The sequence below is a fragment of the Shewanella sp. ENK2 genome (assembly GCF_043568515.1).
Classification (GTDB): Bacteria; Pseudomonadota; Gammaproteobacteria; order Enterobacterales; family Shewanellaceae; genus Shewanella; species Shewanella japonica.
This window is the reverse complement of record NZ_CP171406.1, coordinates 2,754,005-2,773,200: the sequence shown is the minus strand read 5'-3', so window position 1 is coordinate 2,773,200 and position 19,196 is coordinate 2,754,005. Positions and strand designations below refer to the sequence as shown.

Annotated in this window: 11 protein-coding genes and 1 pseudogene; 10 read left to right on the top strand and 2 right to left on the bottom strand. The window is 42.0% G+C overall.

The features are described from left to right. The first annotated feature begins 201 nt into the window (after window positions 1–201). Both napA and ACGEDC_RS12115 read left to right on the top strand, forming a co-directional pair. The gene (gene napA, locus ACGEDC_RS12120; protein WP_211030446.1) at window positions 202–2,685 is read left to right on the top strand and encodes a nitrate reductase catalytic subunit NapA; all 2,484 of its coding nucleotides are present in this window, start codon (window positions 202–204) and stop codon (window positions 2,683–2,685) included. A 107-nt stretch (window positions 2,686–2,792) separates the two neighbouring features. Then, the gene (locus ACGEDC_RS12115; protein WP_055022651.1) at window positions 2,793–3,218 is read left to right on the top strand and encodes a nitrate reductase cytochrome c-type subunit; all 426 of its coding nucleotides are present in this window, start codon (window positions 2,793–2,795) and stop codon (window positions 3,216–3,218) included. A gap of 415 nt (window positions 3,219–3,633) precedes the next feature. On the opposite strand, the gene fusA is transcribed toward ACGEDC_RS12115, so the two are convergent. Both fusA and ACGEDC_RS12105 read right to left on the bottom strand, forming a co-directional pair. Further along, on the bottom strand, window positions 3,634–5,718 hold the full coding sequence (gene fusA / locus ACGEDC_RS12110; protein WP_055022652.1) for an elongation factor G: 2,085 nt from the start codon (window positions 5,716–5,718) through the stop codon (window positions 3,634–3,636). A gap of 435 nt (window positions 5,719–6,153) precedes the next feature. Next, on the bottom strand, window positions 6,154–10,710 hold the full coding sequence (locus ACGEDC_RS12105) for a biotin carboxylase N-terminal domain-containing protein (protein ID WP_394493467.1): 4,557 nt from the start codon (window positions 10,708–10,710) through the stop codon (window positions 6,154–6,156). A 124-nt stretch (window positions 10,711–10,834) separates the two neighbouring features. Here ACGEDC_RS12105 and ACGEDC_RS12100 point away from each other — a divergent pair, with 124 nt between their 5' ends. The 8 genes and pseudogenes from ACGEDC_RS12100 (at window position 10,835) to ACGEDC_RS12065 (ending at window position 19,134) form a co-directional block, all read left to right on the top strand. After that, entirely contained in the window at window positions 10,835–11,746 is a 912-nt protein-coding gene (locus ACGEDC_RS12100) for a LysR family transcriptional regulator (protein WP_055022654.1), read from the top strand. A 53-nt stretch (window positions 11,747–11,799) separates the two neighbouring features. Beyond that, window positions 11,800–12,969 carry a hypothetical protein gene (locus ACGEDC_RS12095; protein WP_394493465.1) on the top strand — a complete coding sequence of 390 codons (1,170 nt, stop codon included), beginning with the start codon at window positions 11,800–11,802 and terminating at the stop codon, window positions 12,967–12,969. A 140-nt stretch (window positions 12,970–13,109) separates the two neighbouring features. Beyond that, window positions 13,110–13,700: a SprT family zinc-dependent metalloprotease gene (locus ACGEDC_RS12090; RefSeq protein WP_394493463.1), complete on the top strand. Its 591-nt coding sequence runs from the start codon at window positions 13,110–13,112 to the stop codon at window positions 13,698–13,700. Window positions 13,701–13,916: 216 nt separating this feature from the next. Further along, the gene (locus ACGEDC_RS12085; protein ID WP_394498326.1) at window positions 13,917–14,630 is read left to right on the top strand and encodes an endonuclease; all 714 of its coding nucleotides are present in this window, start codon (window positions 13,917–13,919) and stop codon (window positions 14,628–14,630) included. A gap of 9 nt (window positions 14,631–14,639) precedes the next feature. Further along, window positions 14,640–15,373 (top strand): annotated as a pseudogene (rsmE, locus tag ACGEDC_RS12080) (16S rRNA (uracil(1498)-N(3))-methyltransferase). Window positions 15,374–15,410: 37 nt separating this feature from the next. Further along, window positions 15,411–16,364 carry a glutathione synthase gene (gshB, locus tag ACGEDC_RS12075; RefSeq protein WP_055022659.1) on the top strand — a complete coding sequence of 318 codons (954 nt, stop codon included), beginning with the start codon at window positions 15,411–15,413 and terminating at the stop codon, window positions 16,362–16,364. A 71-nt stretch (window positions 16,365–16,435) separates the two neighbouring features. Beyond that, the gene (locus tag ACGEDC_RS12070; RefSeq protein WP_394493461.1) at window positions 16,436–17,941 is read left to right on the top strand and encodes an alkaline phosphatase; all 1,506 of its coding nucleotides are present in this window, start codon (window positions 16,436–16,438) and stop codon (window positions 17,939–17,941) included. 161 nt (window positions 17,942–18,102) lie between these two features. Beyond that, on the top strand, window positions 18,103–19,134 hold the full coding sequence (locus tag ACGEDC_RS12065) for a methyltransferase (RefSeq protein ID WP_055022660.1): 1,032 nt from the start codon (window positions 18,103–18,105) through the stop codon (window positions 19,132–19,134). Window positions 19,135–19,196 lie beyond the last annotated feature (62 nt).

The window sequence follows — 19,196 nt, the reverse complement described above, 5'->3', positions numbered from 1 at the left end:
CTTCTAAAATGTGTCTTAGATCACGTTACAAAATGTGATCTACAACAACAAACTATCAGTATACTCATTGCGAGGTATACCCATGATAAATGTGAGGTTTAAACTCAACATTATAGAGATGAATAAAGCCATTATTTGGCATATAAAACGATGATTAACCTTTCAAGGTTATCAACTAACAGCAAAGAGTGAGGAAACACCATGAGCATAAGCCGTCGCGAGTTTCTAAAAGCCAATGCCGCTACTGCAGCCGCGTCGGCTGTTGGGCTTGCCTTACCAATCAAAATGGTTCAAGCAGAAGAGAAATCTGCAGAAATTAAATGGGATAAAGCCCCATGTCGTTTCTGTGGTGTAGGTTGTAGTGTATTAGTCGGAACAAAAGGCGGTAAAGTTGTTGCGACTCAAGGTGACCCAGAAAGCCCTGTTAACAAAGGTCTTAACTGTGTTAAAGGCTACTTCCTTTCTAAGATCATGTACGGTAAGGACCGTTTAACTTCGCCATTATTAAGAATGAAAGATGGCAAGTATGACAAAGAAGGTGAATTCACTCCTGTTAGTTGGGATGTTGCTCTAGACACTATGGCTGACAAGTGGAAAGAAAGCATCGCCAAAAAAGGACCAACTTCAGTTGGTATGTTTGGTTCTGGCCAATGGACAATTTGGGAAGGCTACGCTGCATCTAAATTGCATAAAGCTGGCTTCTTAACCAACAACATCGATCCTAACGCTCGTCACTGTATGGCATCGGCGGTAGGTGGTTTCATGCGTACTTTTGGCATTGATGAGCCAATGGGTAGTTATGACGACTTCGAAGCGGCAGATCATTTCGTGCTTTGGGGCGCGAACATGGCAGAAATGCATCCAATTTTATGGTCTCGCTTAACTGACCGTCGCTTAAGCCATGCTGGCAGCAAGGTTCACGTTTTATCAACGTTTGAAAACCGCAGCTTCGAGCTTGCCGACAACGCAATGGTATTTAAGCCACAGTCTGACCTAGTTATCTTGAACTATATTGCTAACTACATCATTCAAAACGATGCGGTTAATAAAGACTTCGTTAACAAACACACAAACTTCGCTGAAGGTGTCACTGACATTGGTTATGGCTTACGTCCAGAGCATCCATTAGAGCAGAAAGCGAAAAACCCAGGTAATGGTAAATCTAAGCCTATCTCGTTTGAAGAATACGCGAAGTTCGTTAGCACATACACTGCAGAATACGCTTCAGAAATGAGTGGTGTACCTGTTGAGAATCTTGAGGAAATGGCAAAAGCTTACGCTGATCCTAACATCAAGATCATGAGCTTATGGACCATGGGTATTAACCAACATACTCGTGGTGTTTGGGCAAACAACATGCTTTATAACATTCACTTGTTAACCGGTAAAATTGCTACCCCAGGCAACAGCCCGTTCTCATTAACAGGACAACCATCAGCATGTGGTACCGCTCGTGAAGTCGGTACATTCGCTCATCGTCTACCTGCAGATATGGTCGTCGCTAACCCTAAACATCGTGCGATGACTGAAGATTTATGGCAATTACCTGAAGGCACTATCCCGCCTAAACCAGGTTATCACGCCGTTCTTCAAAGCCGTATGCTTAAAGATGGCAAGTTAAATTGTTACTGGACTATGTGTACCAATAACATGCAGGCTGGTCCTAATATCAATGATGAAATTTACCCTGGTTTCCGTAACCCTGAAAACTTCATCGTGGTATCTGATCCATACCCAACGGTTACCGCAACTGCCGCTGACTTAATTCTTCCAACAGCAATGTGGGTAGAAAAAGAAGGGGCTTACGGTAACGCAGAACGTCGTACTCATATGTGGCATCAGCAAGTTAAAGCACCGGAAGGCGCTAAGTCTGATTTGTGGCAACTTGTTGAGTTCTCTAAGCGCTTCAAAGTGTCAGAAGTATGGCCTGCTGAATTAATTGCTAAAAAACCTGAATACGCTGAAAAGACGTTATATGACATCTTGTTCGCAAATGGTGTAGTGGATAAATTCCCTACTTCTGAGTGTAAAGGCGACTACAACGATGAAAATGATGCATTCGGTTTCTACCTTCAAAAGGGTCTGTTTGAAGAGTACGCACAGTTTGGTCGTGGCCATGGTCATGACTTAGATACCTTTGAAAACTATCACGAAAACCGCGGTAAACGCTGGCCTGTTGTTAACGGTACTGAAACAGTTCGTCGCTTCGTTGAAGGCAGTGACCCATACGTTAAAGCGGGTGAAGGTTATAACTTCTACGGTAAGCCTGATGGTCGCGCAGTTATTTTCGCACTGCCATTTGAGCCTGCAGCTGAAGAGCCAAATGAAGAATTCGACTTATGGATGTCTACGGGTCGTGTTCTTGAACACTGGCATACAGCAAGTATGACTGCACGTGTACCTGAGCTGCACAAGTCATATCCAGATGCACAGGTATTCATGCACCCTAAAGATGCGAGTAGTCGTGGTCTTAAAAATGGTGATGAAGTGAAAGTGATTTCTCCACGTGGAGAAGTTAAAACACGTGTTGAAACCAAAGGCCGTAACAAACCGCCTGTCGGCGTGGTATTTATGCCATTCTTTGACGCTAGACAGCTGGTAAACAAGTTATTACTCGATGCGACTGATCCATTATCTAAAGAAACGGATTTCAAGAAGTGTCCTGTGAAGATTGTTAAAGCCTAATTTGACTGACTGTCATGCCTCTTTAAACGATATTGAGGCATGACAACATCACTAATTTTCTCTATCCATTGATGATGAAACATAATGGATATGACGGAGTGTAAATCATGAAGAAAATACTCAGCCTTGCTGCGATAGTGCTCAGTCTTAGCGCTTGCTCAGGCCAACAAGCACAAGAAGCTGCCGCACCAGTAAATGTTAAATCACTTGCCGGAGACGTAGCCATTACTGATACGTTACCTGCAGAAGCTAAAGCGACTTACCCAAGTCGTGGTACAGCTTTAGAAAGAGATTTTGTGCATATGCCGCCGCTCATTCCGCATAAAGACTCTTATAAACTAACAACCAAGAAAAATGGGTGCTTAACCTGTCACAGCACAGAAAAAGCAGCTCGCATGAAAGCGACACCAGTGCATGAGTCTCACTTAAGTGCAGACGGTAAGTTTGATGATAAATATTACTTCTGTGTTCAGTGTCACGTTGCACAAGCTGATAATAAAGAAGCGTTAGTGGGTAACACTCACACTAACTAAGCTTTATTGAGTCAGAATACTGCTCGTAATAAAATGCCACCGTCCCATGACCGTGGCATTTTTTATGGCTGTTCATTGTACTCATGAGGCGCCCAGGTAGTCACCTCAGCTAACAAATAGTGCTGACGGTTAACGTTATGAATGGTTTTCAGTTTTAGCTGTCATAGAGGCTTTACTTCGCTTGTGGTAAAGCGCCTTACCTTAATCATATTTCTTCCTTGATTAATTGTTGAGCCACATTTTGCGTTATGAGAGACAAGTTCCAATAAGCTTTAGGTAGCTTCTTAATCAATAAGTGTTACTTGCATGTTTACTCTTAACATAAACCGAATAAATAAGCTGTCTGTATTAATTTTGAAGCATAAAAAAACCGCTGCAAAGGCAGCGGTTTTTAATTAAAGGGTTTAGTTAAGAATTACTTCTTAGCTTCACGCTCTTTAACTTCAGCAATTACTTTTTCAGCAACACTGTTTGGACATGGTGCGTAGTGAGCGAATTCCATAGAGAATTGGCCACGACCAGATGTCATAGTACGTAGTGAACCGATGTAACCGAACATTTCTGATAACGGTACGTCAGCTTTAATACGAACACCAGTAACACCAGCCATTTGGTCTTTGATCATACCACGACGACGGTTAAGGTCACCAATTACGTCACCTACGTTGTCTTCTGGGCTGAATACGTCAACATTCATGATAGGCTCAAGAAGTTGTGCACCGGCTTTAGGCATAGACTGACGGAATGCGCCTTTAGCAGCGATTTCGAACGCGATAGCTGACGAGTCAACTGCGTGGAAAGCACCATCAGTAAGTTCTAGTTCAACGTCTAACACAGGGAAACCAGCAACAGTACCGGTGTTCATCATGCTAGCGAAACCTTTCTCAACTGCAGGCCAGAATTCTTTAGGTACGTTACCACCAACAACTGAAGAGCTGAAAGTGAAGCCAGAGTTTTGCTCACCTGGACGGATAACGTAGTCGATCTTACCGAATTGACCAGAACCACCAGACTGTTTCTTATGCGTGTAGCTATCTTCTGTAACTTTAGTGATAGTTTCACGGTAAGCAACTTGAGGCTCACCAACAATTAAGTCAACACCGTAAGTACGCTTAAGGATGTCTACTTTAATGTCTAAGTGAAGCTCACCCATACCTTTAAGGATGGTTTCGCCTGAATCTTCGTCAGTTTCTACGCGGAAAGATGGATCTTCTGCAATCATTTTACCGATAGCGATACCCATTTTCTCTGAACCACCTTTATCTTTAGGTGCTACAGCGATAGAGATTACTGGCTCTGGGAATACCATTGCTTCAAGAGTACAAGGATGTTTAACATCACATAAAGTGTGACCAGTTTGAACATTCTTCATACCTACGATAGCGATAATGTCACCAGCTTGAGCTGAATCTAATTCGTTACGCTCATCTGCTTGCATCTCAACCATACGGCCAACACGCTCAGTTTTACCTGTTGCAGAGTTAAGGATAGTGTCACCTTTCTTAATACGACCTGAGTAGATACGTACGAAAGTTAGTGCACCGAAACGGTCATCCATAATCTTGAATGCAAGCGCTTTTAATGGAGCATCTGCATCAACGATTGCGTGTTCGCCAGTTTCATTACCTTCTTCATCAGTAAGAGGTTGTGGATCAACTTCAACTGGGTTAGGTAAGTAATCAACAACAGCATCAAGAAGAAGCTGCATACCTTTGTTCTTGAACGCAGAACCACAGTATGTTGGGAAGAAGTCCATTGTACGAGTACCCTTACGGATACAACGCTTGATGTCTTCCATAGATGGCTCTTCGCCTTCCATGTAAGCTTCCATTAGATCGTCGTCTTGCTCAACAGCAGTTTCGATTAACATTTCGCGGTATTCTTCTACCATGTCAACCATGTCAGCTGGAACGTCTTCAATCTTGTAGTTTTCTGCTTGGCCTGTTTCATCCCAAACCCATGCTTTACGGGTTAATAGGTCAACAACACCAGAGAATTCGTCTTCGATACCAATCGGTAAAACCATAACTAATGGATTAGCAGCTAGAACGTCTTGAGTTTGCTTAACAACACGTAAGAAATCAGCACCCATACGGTCTAATTTGTTTACGAAGATGATACGCGCAACTTCTGATTCGTTAGCATAACGCCAGTTAGTTTCTGACTGAGGCTCAACACCACCAGAACCACAGAATACACCTACACCGCCATCAAGAACTTTAAGCGAACGATATACTTCAACTGTGAAGTCAACGTGGCCTGGAGTGTCGATAACGTTAAAACGGTGGTCATTCCAGAAACAGCTTACTGCTGCTGACTGAATAGTAATACCGCGCTCAGCTTCCTGTTCCATGAAGTCAGTAGTAGATTCACCATCATGTACTTCACCGATCTTATGGATCTTACCGGTTAGCTTTAGGATACGCTCGGTGGTCGTGGTTTTACCCGCGTCAACGTGAGCGAAGATACCAATGTTTCTGTATTTGGATAATTCGGTCATGATTCAACTTTAATGATTAGTTAAGAGGTAAACGGAGTATGTAAAAAAGCTAGACACACCGCACATCTGGTTATTTAAGGCGCATATTGTAAGTGGGAACCTTCAAATGCGCAAATGAGACTTGCAAAATTTATCACATTTCGAATAAAAAAATTGTCATTAATTACAATATTTCTAAATAAAACAACAAAATAAAAGTTATTGTTTATTTTTCAAACAACTCAATTTTTTATGTTAAAACGCCGCATTTTTGACAACGGCTAGCTCAACCGAGGTAAATTTCGTGCAATTAGCAACAAAAAAGCCAATTTGTATCAAAACAAACATGCTATTGGTTAAAACTTGCTGGTAATTTCCATAAAAAAATCCCCAGCCATAAACTGAGGATTTTTGCTATATCATTGCCATAAACATTACATTATGGCTTGTCCATTATTACTCAGCGTCAATCGGTAAAATAACAAACAGTAAGTCGCCTTGTGATACTTGCTGACCATTACCATTCAGAATACGTTCGATACGGTACTTCTGATTTTCAGGGTAAAGAATCGCATTTTGACGGTTAAAGCCGGCTAATGTGACTTGTGAGAACATCTTCATCGCTTCTGTAAGCGCTAAAGTTTGATCTACAGTGACAATGTCACCTTCTTTAACGAAGTCAGGCTCACCTGGCGCTGGAGAGGTATAGAAGATACCAGCACCTTGTGCGAGTACTTTAAGTTCATTACTCTCTGCAACACGTAGTGATTCAGTATCTAAACCAACAGTTTCAGCTGCCGCTTCCATTTCAGCAACCAATGCAGGTACGTCTAGCTCTGCCATTAGACGTGGCAGGTAATTCGTATCGTAAACACCTTGGTTAAAGGTGGCATCTTTCAGAATTAGCTTCAGTAATGGAATGTTAGTCGCAATACCCTTGATAACGACACTGTCTAGATATGCAGACATCTTAGAGACAACATCTTCACGTGACTCACCACGGATAATGATTTGAGCGATTAAGCTATCGTAGTATGGCGATACTTCCTTGCCAGTTTCAGCGATAGAAATAATCTCAATACCTTCACCTTCTGGCATCACGCACTCAGTTATCATGCCAGGGTTTGGCAATAATTGAAGTACACCTTCGCTGTCTAAAGCTGCTTTTTCAGCAGTAACACGCACTTCCATCGCGTAACCTTGCTCAACAGGCTGTAAATCTTCAATTGAGCGACCTGCAGCAATATCGAACTGAGCGCTAACAATATCAATACCTGATGTTGCTTCAGTAACTGGATGCTCTACTTGTAGACGTGTATTCATTTCCATGAAGTACACTTCGTTAGCATCAAGGTTGTAAATAAATTCAACCGTACCAGCGCCCATGTAATCAGTCGCATCACCTAAAGCGCGCGTATACTCCAGTACACGTTGCTTCAATTCTTCAGGCAACATGGTTGAACCAGACTCTTCGATTACTTTTTGGTTATTACGTTGAACTGAACAGTCACGAATACCCAATACTTTGGTGTTACCAAACTTATCACGCAACAATTGCACTTCGATGTGACGAAGTGAAGTCACGTATTTCTCAAGGTATAAATCACCGTTACCAAATGCTGCAGCCGCTTCAGTAGAGGTTTTTTGGAATAAGCCAATCATGTCTTCAGGCTTAGTCACAACCTGGATACCTTTACCGCCACCACCTTGTACCGCTTTAAGCAATACTGGGTAACCAATTTCAATGGCCACATTCACTGCTTGTTCAGCATTAGTCAAAATACCATGTGAACCAGGTACAACAGGCACATTTTGCGCTTGCGAAGTCTTAATTGCATTCGACTTGTTACCCATAGTCGTCATTGAATGAACGCTAGGACCAACAAAGTTAACGCCATTGTTTACACACAATGCAGCAAACTGCGGGCTTTCAGATAAGAAACCAATACCAGGGTGAAGTGCATCTACGTTTTCGTAATCAGCAACTTTCAGAACAGAGTATGCATTTAAGTAACTTTCATCTGAGGTGTTACCACCAATACAAACCAGCTTATCGTTAACTTTCAACATATCTGCTGGCACTGAGGTCATATCAGGATCTGAAGCAACAAGAACAACATTGATGTCATTATCATGTGCCTTACGGATCAATTTAACCGCTGTACAGCCACGTGCATGAACCAAGACTTTGTCAATTGGCTTCATCAGCATACGAGGATCGTCTTGAACGATTTTCTCTTCTATCGCTTTCACTTCCGGCACTAAGCTTGATAATGCTTTCGCAATGACATCATGGGCATGTAATGTCGGTAGTGGCATTAATGGATCAATGCTTGATAAGTGGCTATCGAGTGTGTCGCTGAATGGGTTATGCACTAACCCCGTCATTGCACCAGGTACTTTTGATAAGTAGTTAGATAACGTTGCAGTAGACGGCAAGTAAGCAGGAACAACCATTTGACCCGCAAACGGCATATTTGTACCTGATAGATAGTAAGTTTGCACTAAAGGATGCGTTACAAAACTTGCTTGAGCACCACCAGTACAATCACCAAAACCAAACATCAATACTGGTAATTCGTTATCACGAACAAAACGGGTAATACGGTCATTAACCACAGCCATTGAGAATAGCGCCGCTGCACCTTCTTTAGTTTGCATACCACCTGAACTGATGAAACAAACGACAGGTAATTTACGCTTAGCACATTCAATCAATAGCGCGCTGAACTTCTCAGCACTCGCCATATCAAATGCACCCGCTTGGAATGCAATATTTGATACCGCAACACCTACACGTAATTTGCTTTCGCCATGTTCAAAGTCAGCAAGACCTGTGATTAAACCACATGGGCGAATGCCTTTATCTAATGCATCTTCAATAGATAAACGGAAACCAGGGAAGTTAAGTTGGTTTGCCGACATTTTGTCGCCATTTAGCTCTTCGAATTCTGTGAAGAACTTAGCAATCACACTTTCCCAACCCATTTTGCCTTGACGTTTTTCATCACGTAAAACTTTTTGGATAAGTAAATCTTGGTAACCCATAGTCAAACGGTTCCAGAAGTCTTTACGACGACCAATGCGCACAGGGTTAATTGCACCCGTGTACTTAGAATGGTCTTCTTCACTGTCAAAGTATTCTGGTAATAAACGTTCAAAGAAGTAAGTTAAGATCACGAATAAACTGTCGTTTAATTGTGGGAAACCAACACTCTTCCATTGCTCGACACGAGTCAGCAGTTCAGCACGGTTCGATTGACCCATGAAGAATTTAAGCCACTTGTAGAACTTACTTTTATCATTGGCATCATCATTAGTAGATAATGCAGTGTCGATAGAGGTATGTAATAGCTTATCAACTGATTCACGCGATAAGCTTTTAGACATCATCGCTTCTTTAGAAATCGATGCTAAATTTTGAACCACATTGTCATATAACGCATTGAAGATAAGTACGTTGTGACATTGCCAAATAAAGTCTTCACGCAGCTCATCATTAACAACAATATCAAGCACGGTTAACTGATTAAGCTCAGGCCATGGCGCTTGTGTTGTTGAAGCAGGTAAAGACTCAAGGTACTTGATTAAGCCTTTAAAGTTGTTCGCAGCATTGCTTTTCCAGCGATGATATAGCGACCAACCAATATTGAATAACAATGCCTTACGTGCTTTTTTATAGTTTTCTTTTGGCTCACCAAGAATGAAACGAGTAATGACGTTACGTTCAGCTGAAATTTCGCTACGTTTACTGTCGAATGTGCCCCAAAGCTTATTCAATTCTTCATCGTACACTAGCTTATCTGGCGTTGATAACCATGCTTGGAAAACACTGTCTTGTTCTTGTTGAATACGTGCTAATAAATCACCTTCAGGCACACTGACTTTCGACAAGCGACCATACTGTTCAACAGAAATAGAATGAATACGGCTACGTAAGGTTAAATAACGTAGGTAACGATATGCACTGCCAAATAAGTTATGGTGCATGGTCGGGCTATTCGCCACAGCCAAACCTTGGTTATTTTCCAGTGCAGCTAAGTTCTTAGATGGGTCTAAGAAACGCGACAAACTGCGGTCATAATGCTCACGTAAATCATCAGAATCACGAACGAAAGTAATTGCAGCTTTCTCTACTGCTTCAATACCACTGATAATTGCACGACGTAAATTATGTTGGCGCTCATCTTTATCGTATGGTGAGAAATCGACGATACCGTCGATACAACCTGCAGAAAGTAACTCTTCTGGTGATACACCGACTGACTTAGCACATTCCTGCCAAGACAAGTTGTATTTACGGGCAATTGATTGCAAACCTTGAGGCTGAATAGTATTGAAAATACCATCACGTAATGACAATAAGATGTTGGCTGCAGCTAATGGAATTGCACCGCCTGAGTAACCTGCACCAATGACAATACCAACGGTTGGAACATCAACGTTGGCACTTTCAGCAATCGCTTTTGAAATCGAGTGTGCTTGGTTTTGGCTGTTAGCCACTTCACCCGCATCAGCACCTGGAGTGTCAATGAGGTATACGATTGGCATTGATAATTCAGCAAAATGACGAATCGCTTTACATGCCGCTAAGTGATGCTCTGGCATCCAAGCGCCATTAGATGTGGTTCTTTCTTGAGCGATAAAACCGACACGACGAGTACGAGATCCGAAATTTAATTCAATTTCAGCACTGTAAAAAGAGCCTAAATGCTCTTCAGTGATCAGCTTACCTTTAAGGTCTGCAATCACACGTTTGGCACTAGGGCGGTTTTTATCTTGAGTCGGTTGAATAACCTTAGATACATAACTGTCAACATCAAGTGTCGACAATTCTTTTAAATTCGATTGGATAGCATCTTCAGAAAGTAGACCTTTAACTTCTTCAGCTAATGTCTGCTTACTATGGGCTGGGAAAAGCGAAAAATCTTTAGCTAAATGTTCCGCTTGTAAAAATAGTGGATCAGCCACTTGTTGTACTGTCTTGTTTACGGGCTGCTTTTTGCTAGTCATCCTTAGATCCTCTGCTTTTATAGCCTCTAAAATTTTTAGTCGGTAAATATAACTTTGTTCGCTGTCCAATTACCATTAAACTGTCGAAGACGCTTTGTTCCATTTTTGAGACAGTGAGGCTAAAGTGCCTGATTTAAACGGTATGATGCTGTTTGCAGCAGTAGTTAGAGCAAAAGGCTTTTCGCAAGCCGCCCGAGACATCGGACAACCAAAATCAACCATAAGTCGCAAAGTAGCTCAATTAGAAGAGCAACTTGGCGTGCGTTTATTGCAACGGGACACGCGTAATTTAAGCCTAACCCAAGTTGGTGCATTATTCTTTCAGCATTGCGATTCGATTAGCCAAGAAATTGATGCTGCCAAGGCCATTATTGAAAATACCCATAGCGATATTTCGGGGTCTTTGCGTATCGCAATTCCAGTGTCATTTTCTCAAGAAGTCATTGCTAACTTATGTAGTAGCTTCATGCGTCTTTACCCCAACATTGAGCTGGATGTTCAATTTACCGACAGTAATGTAGGCTTAGTGGGTGAAGGCTATGATATCGCCATCAAGTACGGGCCATTAGAATCCTCTGACTTAGTCGCTCGATTGCTTTTTGAGCGCCAACCTATTTTAGTCGCAAGTCCTGGTTATCTCAAAAAATCGGGCACGCCAGCGACGCCCCAAGAGCTAGCTCAGCACAGTGGGATATTATTAGGAACAAGCTTATCAGCACCAATATGGCCTGTTGGTAAAGGGAGCCGTAAAACAATGGCCACCTTTAAACGCAAAGTACGCGTTAATAGTGCCAGTATGGTTAAGCGACTCGCTCAAGATGACTTTGGCATTGCGATGTTATCAAATACCAGTTGCAAGCAAGAGTTAGCCGCAGGAACATTAGTGCCACTGTTGCAAGAATGGCCGATGGAACCATTTAAAGTTTATGGGGTTTACTCAAGCCGCCGCCAGCTAGCCAGTAATATCAGTGCATTTTTAGACTTCTTCGCCAAACGTTATAGTAGTCAGGAATCATTACAATCTATAATGAATTAGCGATCTAGCCGTGTTAAATTAAACAATAACAAAGACATTCTAAAGGAATAGCCATGTTCAAGCCCTTAATCACAAGCACATTAGCTGCAGCAATGTTGCTCAGTGTTAATCCCGCCTATGCGCAAAATGAATCAAGCAGCCTAAATGTAGAAGAATTGCGCCTTCCTAATGTGATGGAAGTGATGGCAGATGTGGCTAACCGCTTTGATAACCTTAATACACAATTAGATAATAAGCTCAATTCATCAACGGATGAACTGGCCATTACGCAAATGGTGGCATCACAAGGAACCAAGCTTTGGCAACAGGCAGTCGCCGATGTTAAAGCAGGTAACTACGATGATCGCGCGCTCTACTGGAGCCGCTTAGCAATGCGAAAAACCTTAAAAACAGCAGATGCTGGTTACAATATAGTGCCTTGGCAACGCGACATTCTGATTAATGCATTTGAGAAGTCATCTCGCGGGCTTAGCGATATTCACTTTAAACCAGAAACTCGAATAAAGATCCTAGTCACTGGCTTTGACCCTTTCTTTTTAGACAAAGACATCACTCAAAGTAACCCTTCAGGATTAACTGCATTAGCACTTGATGGCATGACGTTCGACGTTAATGGTAAACAAGCTCAAATCGAAACTGTGATGATCCCAGTTCGTTTTGCTGATTTCGATGACGGTATGATTGAATCTCTACTGACACCTATGTATCGCGATAACAGTATTGATATGATTTTCACCGTCAGTATGGGGCGAGATGATTTTGATATTGAGCGTTTTCCTGCAAGAGGCCGCAGTGCTGCAGCGCCTGATAATCTCAATGTTTATACAGGTGCCAGTAAAACAGCTCCACAAGCTCCGCTATTCAATGGAGGAACATTAAACGGCCCTGAATTTGTTGAGTTCTCACTGCCTGTTAGAGCAATGCAACAAGTAGAGGGTAAATGGAAGGTCAATGACAATCATCAAGTCACCACCGTGAGCCGTGGACAATTTGATGCGAAAAACATTTACGAATTAGCCAATGAAACATCAGTTGAAGGTTCTGGCGGCGGCTATTTGTCCAATGAAATATCTTATCGTAGTATCTTGCTAAAACAGCAGTTTAACCGTGATATTCCTGTTGGGCACATTCATACCCCGAGAGTCAGTGGTTATGATGCCGATACGGAATGGGCCATCGTTGAACAAATCGTCGACATGGTAAAACTTGCCGCTGCAGAATAACTGCAGCATCACTCATCTTGCCGCATGCTATTATCTCAAGGTTTGAGGCAGGACGATTCTACACGCTATAATCAAGCTCGATGTATTCATTTCCTTATTCACTATAAACGCTTTCAACAAGCCTTTTAGCCAAGCCAAATATGCTTAAATCATTGTTCCGTCGTCAAACGCAGTCATCAATAAACCACGCTGCACCAAGTATTCCCAACGATAAAGCATCGACGAAAACTTGTTTACCTAAAACTGAGGCGCAACAACAAATTTTACGCAAAGTAGAAGCAGACTATCTGCAGGCAGAAAGCTTATTGAAACGTCAATTCCCACGCCCTACTATCCAATTTACCTTAAGAGGAAAAAGCGCAGGAACGGCTCATCTCCAATTAAATAAGCTCAGGTTTAATCCTGTATTACTTGAAGAAAATATCACTGAATTTATCGATCAAGTTGTGCCTCATGAAATCAGCCATTTACTCAGTTTTCAACTGTATGGTCGGGTTAAGCCCCACGGGCAAGAGTGGCAAAACATCATGACTAATGTATTTAATGTACCTGCCGATACGACCCATCAGCTGAATACTCAATCCGTTGCAGGTAAGCAATTTCAATATCGTTGTGACTGCGGTCCTATCATGTTATCCATTAGGCGCCACAATAAAGTGCAACGTCATCAAACACAGTACCGCTGCAAATCTTGTCAGCAAGTATTAACGCCATTAACTCTTTCGCAATAACTTTCGCAATAATCTGCTATTTAATAATGCAAAATATGAGCTTATGGTCTGGCCGTTAAAATCCAAAATACAATCCACAGTTCTGATTGCATCCCAAGTTTCAATCCCTTACCATCCTTTGCAAATATCAGGCTAAACCAACCCGTATAGCCTGTGCCGTATTGAATGTCGTTAGGGTTTATTGTGCCGTATTTAAAAGTTTCAAATCTGTTCCAAATGGGTATCGTGTTATTTGTTATCACAACTATTACGAGTGTTAGTGCGCAAGCAGCCCAACATCCATCAAGTTTTAGAAGTGCGAAAAAAATTGCCCAGAAGATATATAGTCAGTCATTGCCAATGAGCAGCTTTTATTGCGGTTGTGATATTGAAGTGATTGGTAAACAATGGAAACCAAACCTAGACAGCTGTGGTTACCAAGTACGCAAACAAGTTCCACGAGCAAATCGAATCGAGTGGGAGCATGTTGTCCCTGCATGGGAGTTTGGTCATCAGTTGCAATGCTGGCAAAATGGCGGTCGTAAGAATTGCGGCAGAACCAGTGCAGAATTTAAGAAAATGGAAGCCGATTTGCACAATCTAACCCCTGCTGTTGGTGAAGTTAATGGCGATAGAAGCAACTACCGCTTTAGCGAATGGAATGGAGAAGCCACACAATATGGCCAATGTGCTATGGTTGTTGACTTTAAAGGCCGCAAAGTACAGCCGCCAAAGCAAAGCCGCGGCGCAATTGCTCGTACCTACTTTTACATGCAGCAAACTTATGGCTTAGCCATCTCTGCTAGCCAGAAACGCTTATTCAACGCATGGGATAAAACTTATCCAGTTGATAAGGTTGAATGTTTAAGAGATAAATTAATTTCAGAGAATCAAGGCAATCATAATAATTTTGTCTTAATACAATGTCAGAATCTCGGCCTCATTGATTAAGGATTTACTATGCGCGTCCCAAGAATTTATCAACCAATCAATGATCTTGCTGTTAATCAGCACGTAAAACTAGACGAAGATGGTGCTGCGCACATTGGTCGTGTTCTGCGAATGACCGAAGGCGAAAACATCCGTTTATTTACTGGAAATGGCAACGATTATTTGGCAACAATAATCAGTGCAAACAAAAAAACGTCACCGTTGAAATCATTGAAAATACGCCAAATAATTCAGAGTCACCACTAGACTTACATTTAGGTCAAGTGATATCTCGAGGTGACAGAATGGACTTTACCATTCAAAAGTCAGTTGAATTGGGCGTAACCACTATCACCCCGCTCTTTTCTGACCGCTGTGGGGTCAAATTAAGTGGCGAGCGTTTAGAAAAGAAAATCAGCCAATGGCAAAAAATTGTCATCAGTGCATGTGAACAATCGGGACGTAGTTTCGTACCGAAAGTCAGGCCTGCAATGACACTTAATCAATGGTGTGCTGAGCAAACTGACGCATTAAAGTTAAATCTGCACCCTCGTGCTGCACATGGTATTAATGGACTATCGCTAGAAAATACCAAGGTTCGGTTATTAATTGGCCCTGAAGGCGGTCTATCAGAAGAAGAGATCGCCATGACGGAAACACATCAATTTACGGATGTGTTACTTGGCCCAAGAGTATTACGCACAGAAACAGCTTCACTGACTGCGATTACCGCGTTGCAACTACGTTTCGGTGATATCGGTTAATCAATGATAATAAGCATTGAGAAAATAAGGATAAAGTATGATTAAGCTCGGCATAGTAATGGATCCAATCAGCGACATTAACATCAAAAAAGACTCAAGTTTTGCAATGTTAATGGCAGCCCAATCTCGTGGTTACGAACTGTATTATATGGAAATGCAAGATCTCGCTATGGTAAATGGCAAGGCAATGGCAACCATGCGTTCACTGACAGTTGAAGATAATGCCACTAAATGGTTTGAATTAGGCGACAGCGAAGATACGCCACTTGCTGACTTAGATGTCATTTTAATGCGTAAAGATCCGCCATTTGATACTGAGTTCATTTATGCCACTTACATGCTTGAACGCGCTGAAGAAGAAGGCGTTTTAATCGTCAACAAACCACAAAGTTTGCGTGATGCGAATGAAAAATTGTTCACTGCTTGGTTTCCAGAGTTTACCCCTGAAACCGTGGTAACTCGTGATGCCAAACGCATCCGTGCTTTCCTCGCTGAAAAAGGCGATATTATTCTTAAACCACTTGATGGTATGGGTGGCGCATCAATTTTCCGTGTAAAACAAGATGACCCGAACATTGGCGTTATTTTAGAAACGCTCACAGAGCACGGTTCACGCTACGCCATGGCACAAGGCTTTATCCCAGAAATTAAGCAAGGTGATAAACGTATTTTAGTTGTTGATGGTGAGCCAGTCCCTTACTCACTTGCACGTATACCCATGAAAGGTGAAACCCGAGGTAATTTAGCGGCAGGTGGCAGCGGGGTTGCTCAACCGCTATCTGAAAGCGATTTTCATATTGCACGCACCTTAGGGCCTGAACTTAAAAAGCGTGGCCTCATCTTTGTTGGGTTAGATGTTATCGGTGATAAGCTTACCGAAATCAATGTTACTAGCCCAACGTGTATCAAAGAAATTGAAGCTGCGTTTGATGTCGATATTACCGGCATGCTAATGGACGCAATTGAAGCACGAATCAATAAACAAGCTTAACAATATTATAGGCTCAATAATGACGGTCATTTACCATCAAGTTGAGCCTTAATTTTACTTCAGGATTTATCATGACAATAAGAACAACACTAAGCTTAATGCTTGGGATGACCCTGTGTTTCTCATCGGTTTCTATGGCAAGTCAGCCATTAGCAGAAGCCAATATGCTTGCAGCAACCAAACAGACCAATCAAGTACAGGTTCAAGTTTCTAGTGTTTCTGATACCACAGTTTCTAGTGCTCCAAGCACAGCACCACAAGCCACAAATTCTGACACAACTTCAAGCAAGGACTCATCAACACCTATTGTCGCGCCCATCACTAATATTCCTAATAAAAAAGCAAAACAAACTTCAGGCCCGGCTAAACCCAAGAATATGATCATTATGATTGGTGATGGTATGGGTCCCGCATACACCACCGCCTACCGCTATTTTAAAGATAACCCTGAAACACAAGAGATTGAACAAACAGTGTTTGATCGCTTACTTGTCGGTATGTCAAGCACTTACCCTGCACCTGTTAGCGGATATGTCACAGATTCAGCCGCATCAGCCACAGCCTTAGCGACGGGCTTTAAAACCTATAACGGTGCCATTGCTGTTGATGAAAATAAACGTCCGTTGACAACAATTATGGAAATGGCTAAAAAGCGAGGTTTATCGACTGGCGTAGCTGTATCATCTCAGGTAAATCATGCCACACCAGCGGCTTTTCTTGCTCATAATGAACACCGCAGAAACTACGTCGAAATCGCTGAGGACTACCTTAACTCTGATGCAGATGTCATTTTAGGTGGCGGACAAAAATATTTTTCAGAAGCCTTACTGAAGCAATTTACCGATAAAGGGTATCAGCACATCACAGAGTTTGCTCAATTAGACTCTATAACCGAACCTAAAGTGCTAGGACTGTTTGCCGATGTGCAACTGCCTTGGGTCATCGATGACAAACAAGGACACAAACTCAGCACCTTAACTCAAAAAGCATTAGATTTATTATCTCAAAACGAGCAAGGTTTTGTCTTAATGGTTGAAGGTAGCTTAATCGACTGGGCTGGCCATTCAAATGATATCGCCACGGCCATGGGAGAAATGGATGAGTTCGCTAATGCTATCGAGGTTGTGGAGCAATTTGTTCGTGAACGCCAAGATACGCTAATGGTTGTTACTGCAGACCACAATACGGGTGGCCTATCTATCGGCGCAAATAATGAATACGCTTGGGAGCCCGCGATTCTTCATCAAATAACGGCTTCACCTGAAATGATTGCAAAAGCACTAATCGCAACTGATGAATGGCAAAAACGTTTTAACGAGCTCATTGGTTTTGAGGCAACAGACGAAGAAATCGCTAAGCTTAGCGCTGCAAGAATGCAGGGACAAAAGCAGCTATTTACAACCATTTTATCTGTCATAGATCTTCGTACAAACACAGGTTGGACGTCTTTAGGACACACAGCTGATGACGTACAAGTGTTTGCCGCTGGACCGGGAGCAATCTTATTCAGTGGTCACCAAGATAATATTGATATCGCCACTAAGATGATGAGTTTATTGCCTAAAGCTGCTCGATAACCCCTAAACCTCATATCTTGATGAAAGGGCGCAGTATTAGCTGTGCCCTTTTTTATGCAAATTTACCTTTAATAAACACGCTTTGATAACGTAAACAGTTCAGCACTTCTTTGCTATAATCGCCCTCATAACAACTGAGTTAATTTATTAAGGTCGATTCTGTGCTCACCAACACTTCTCAAGTTTTAATGCGCAATGTTCAATTCATCGAAAACCAGCACCTGCTGATTTTAAACCATGAAGCCGATACTCTCGCATCAGAGCTCCTTAGTCATGCTGCATCAGTTACAAGCTTAGCGCTTGATTTTAATCATTATCAATATGTGGCTAAACAGGATAAAGCGCATCTTACGAGCTACTTTGGTCACCAACTGCCTGACGATACCAAACAGAAATTTGATACTGTCATTGTCTACTTTCCAAAAGCAAAAGCATTGGCGCCCTACCTATTTCAATTAGCAGCTCAACATCTATCTGTTGGCGGTACGCTTATCGTTATTGGCGACAATAAAGGCGGAGTAAAATCCTTAGCAAAGCTATTGCCTGACTATTATTCTGCGCCATTAAAGCGCGATAATGCTCGGCATTGTTTACTATTCATTGCAGAATTAACCGCAATTGCACCAATATTCTCGATTGAAGATTGGGTCAGCCACTATTCATTATCGACACCGCAAGGAGACATTACTATTTGTAACCTTGTTGGCGTATTCAGTGAGAAAAAGCTCGATCAAGGTACTGAATTACTACTGTCAAACCTGCCAGAATTATCGGGAAGAGTTCTAGATTTCGGCTGTGGAGCTGGCGTTATTAGTGCAGCAATGCTTAAAGTAAACCCACAACTTAACGTTGAATGTATTGATATTAATGCAATGGCACTCAAAGCCTGCGAGCTGACCTTAGCTGCCAATCAGATGACTGCTAAAGTTTATCCATCAGATGGCTTTAAACAAATACAAGGGCAATTTAACGGCATAATTTCTAACCCGCCGTTTCACGATGGATTAGCCGCCACCACACATATTGCCAAAGATTTCGTCAAACAAAGCGCCAGCAGTTTATCTGCCAATGGTGTATGGCAAATAGTGGCTAACCGTAACCTTCCATACGCAGACACAATTGCAGCAGAATTTGGCCAAGTTAATGTTCCTGCTGAAAATAATAAGTACAAATTGTACTTTTTCCATAAGTAACAACAAATTAACAACTAAAGAAAGATGAGTGCTAATTCTCAATTTGCGCTCATAAGCTTGAT

Bases quoted from the DNA above. Each gene is read 5' to 3' on its own strand.
- napA (WP_211030446.1), top strand. From the start codon at position 202: ATGAGCATAAGCCGTCGCGAGTTTCTAAAAGCCAATGCCGCTACTGCA.
- ACGEDC_RS12115 (WP_055022651.1), top strand. From the start codon at position 2,793: ATGAAGAAAATACTCAGCCTTGCTGCGATAGTGCTCAGTCTTAGCGCT.
- fusA (WP_055022652.1), bottom strand. From the start codon at position 5,718: ATGACCGAATTATCCAAATACAGAAACATTGGTATCTTCGCTCACGTT.
- ACGEDC_RS12105 (WP_394493467.1), bottom strand. From the start codon at position 10,710: ATGACTAGCAAAAAGCAGCCCGTAAACAAGACAGTACAACAAGTGGCT.
- ACGEDC_RS12095 (WP_394493465.1), top strand. From the start codon at position 11,800: ATGTTCAAGCCCTTAATCACAAGCACATTAGCTGCAGCAATGTTGCTC.
- ACGEDC_RS12090 (WP_394493463.1), top strand. From the start codon at position 13,110: ATGCTTAAATCATTGTTCCGTCGTCAAACGCAGTCATCAATAAACCAC.
- ACGEDC_RS12085 (WP_394498326.1), top strand. From the start codon at position 13,917: ATGGGTATCGTGTTATTTGTTATCACAACTATTACGAGTGTTAGTGCG.
- gshB (WP_055022659.1), top strand. From the start codon at position 15,411: ATGATTAAGCTCGGCATAGTAATGGATCCAATCAGCGACATTAACATC.
- ACGEDC_RS12070 (WP_394493461.1), top strand. From the start codon at position 16,436: ATGACAATAAGAACAACACTAAGCTTAATGCTTGGGATGACCCTGTGT.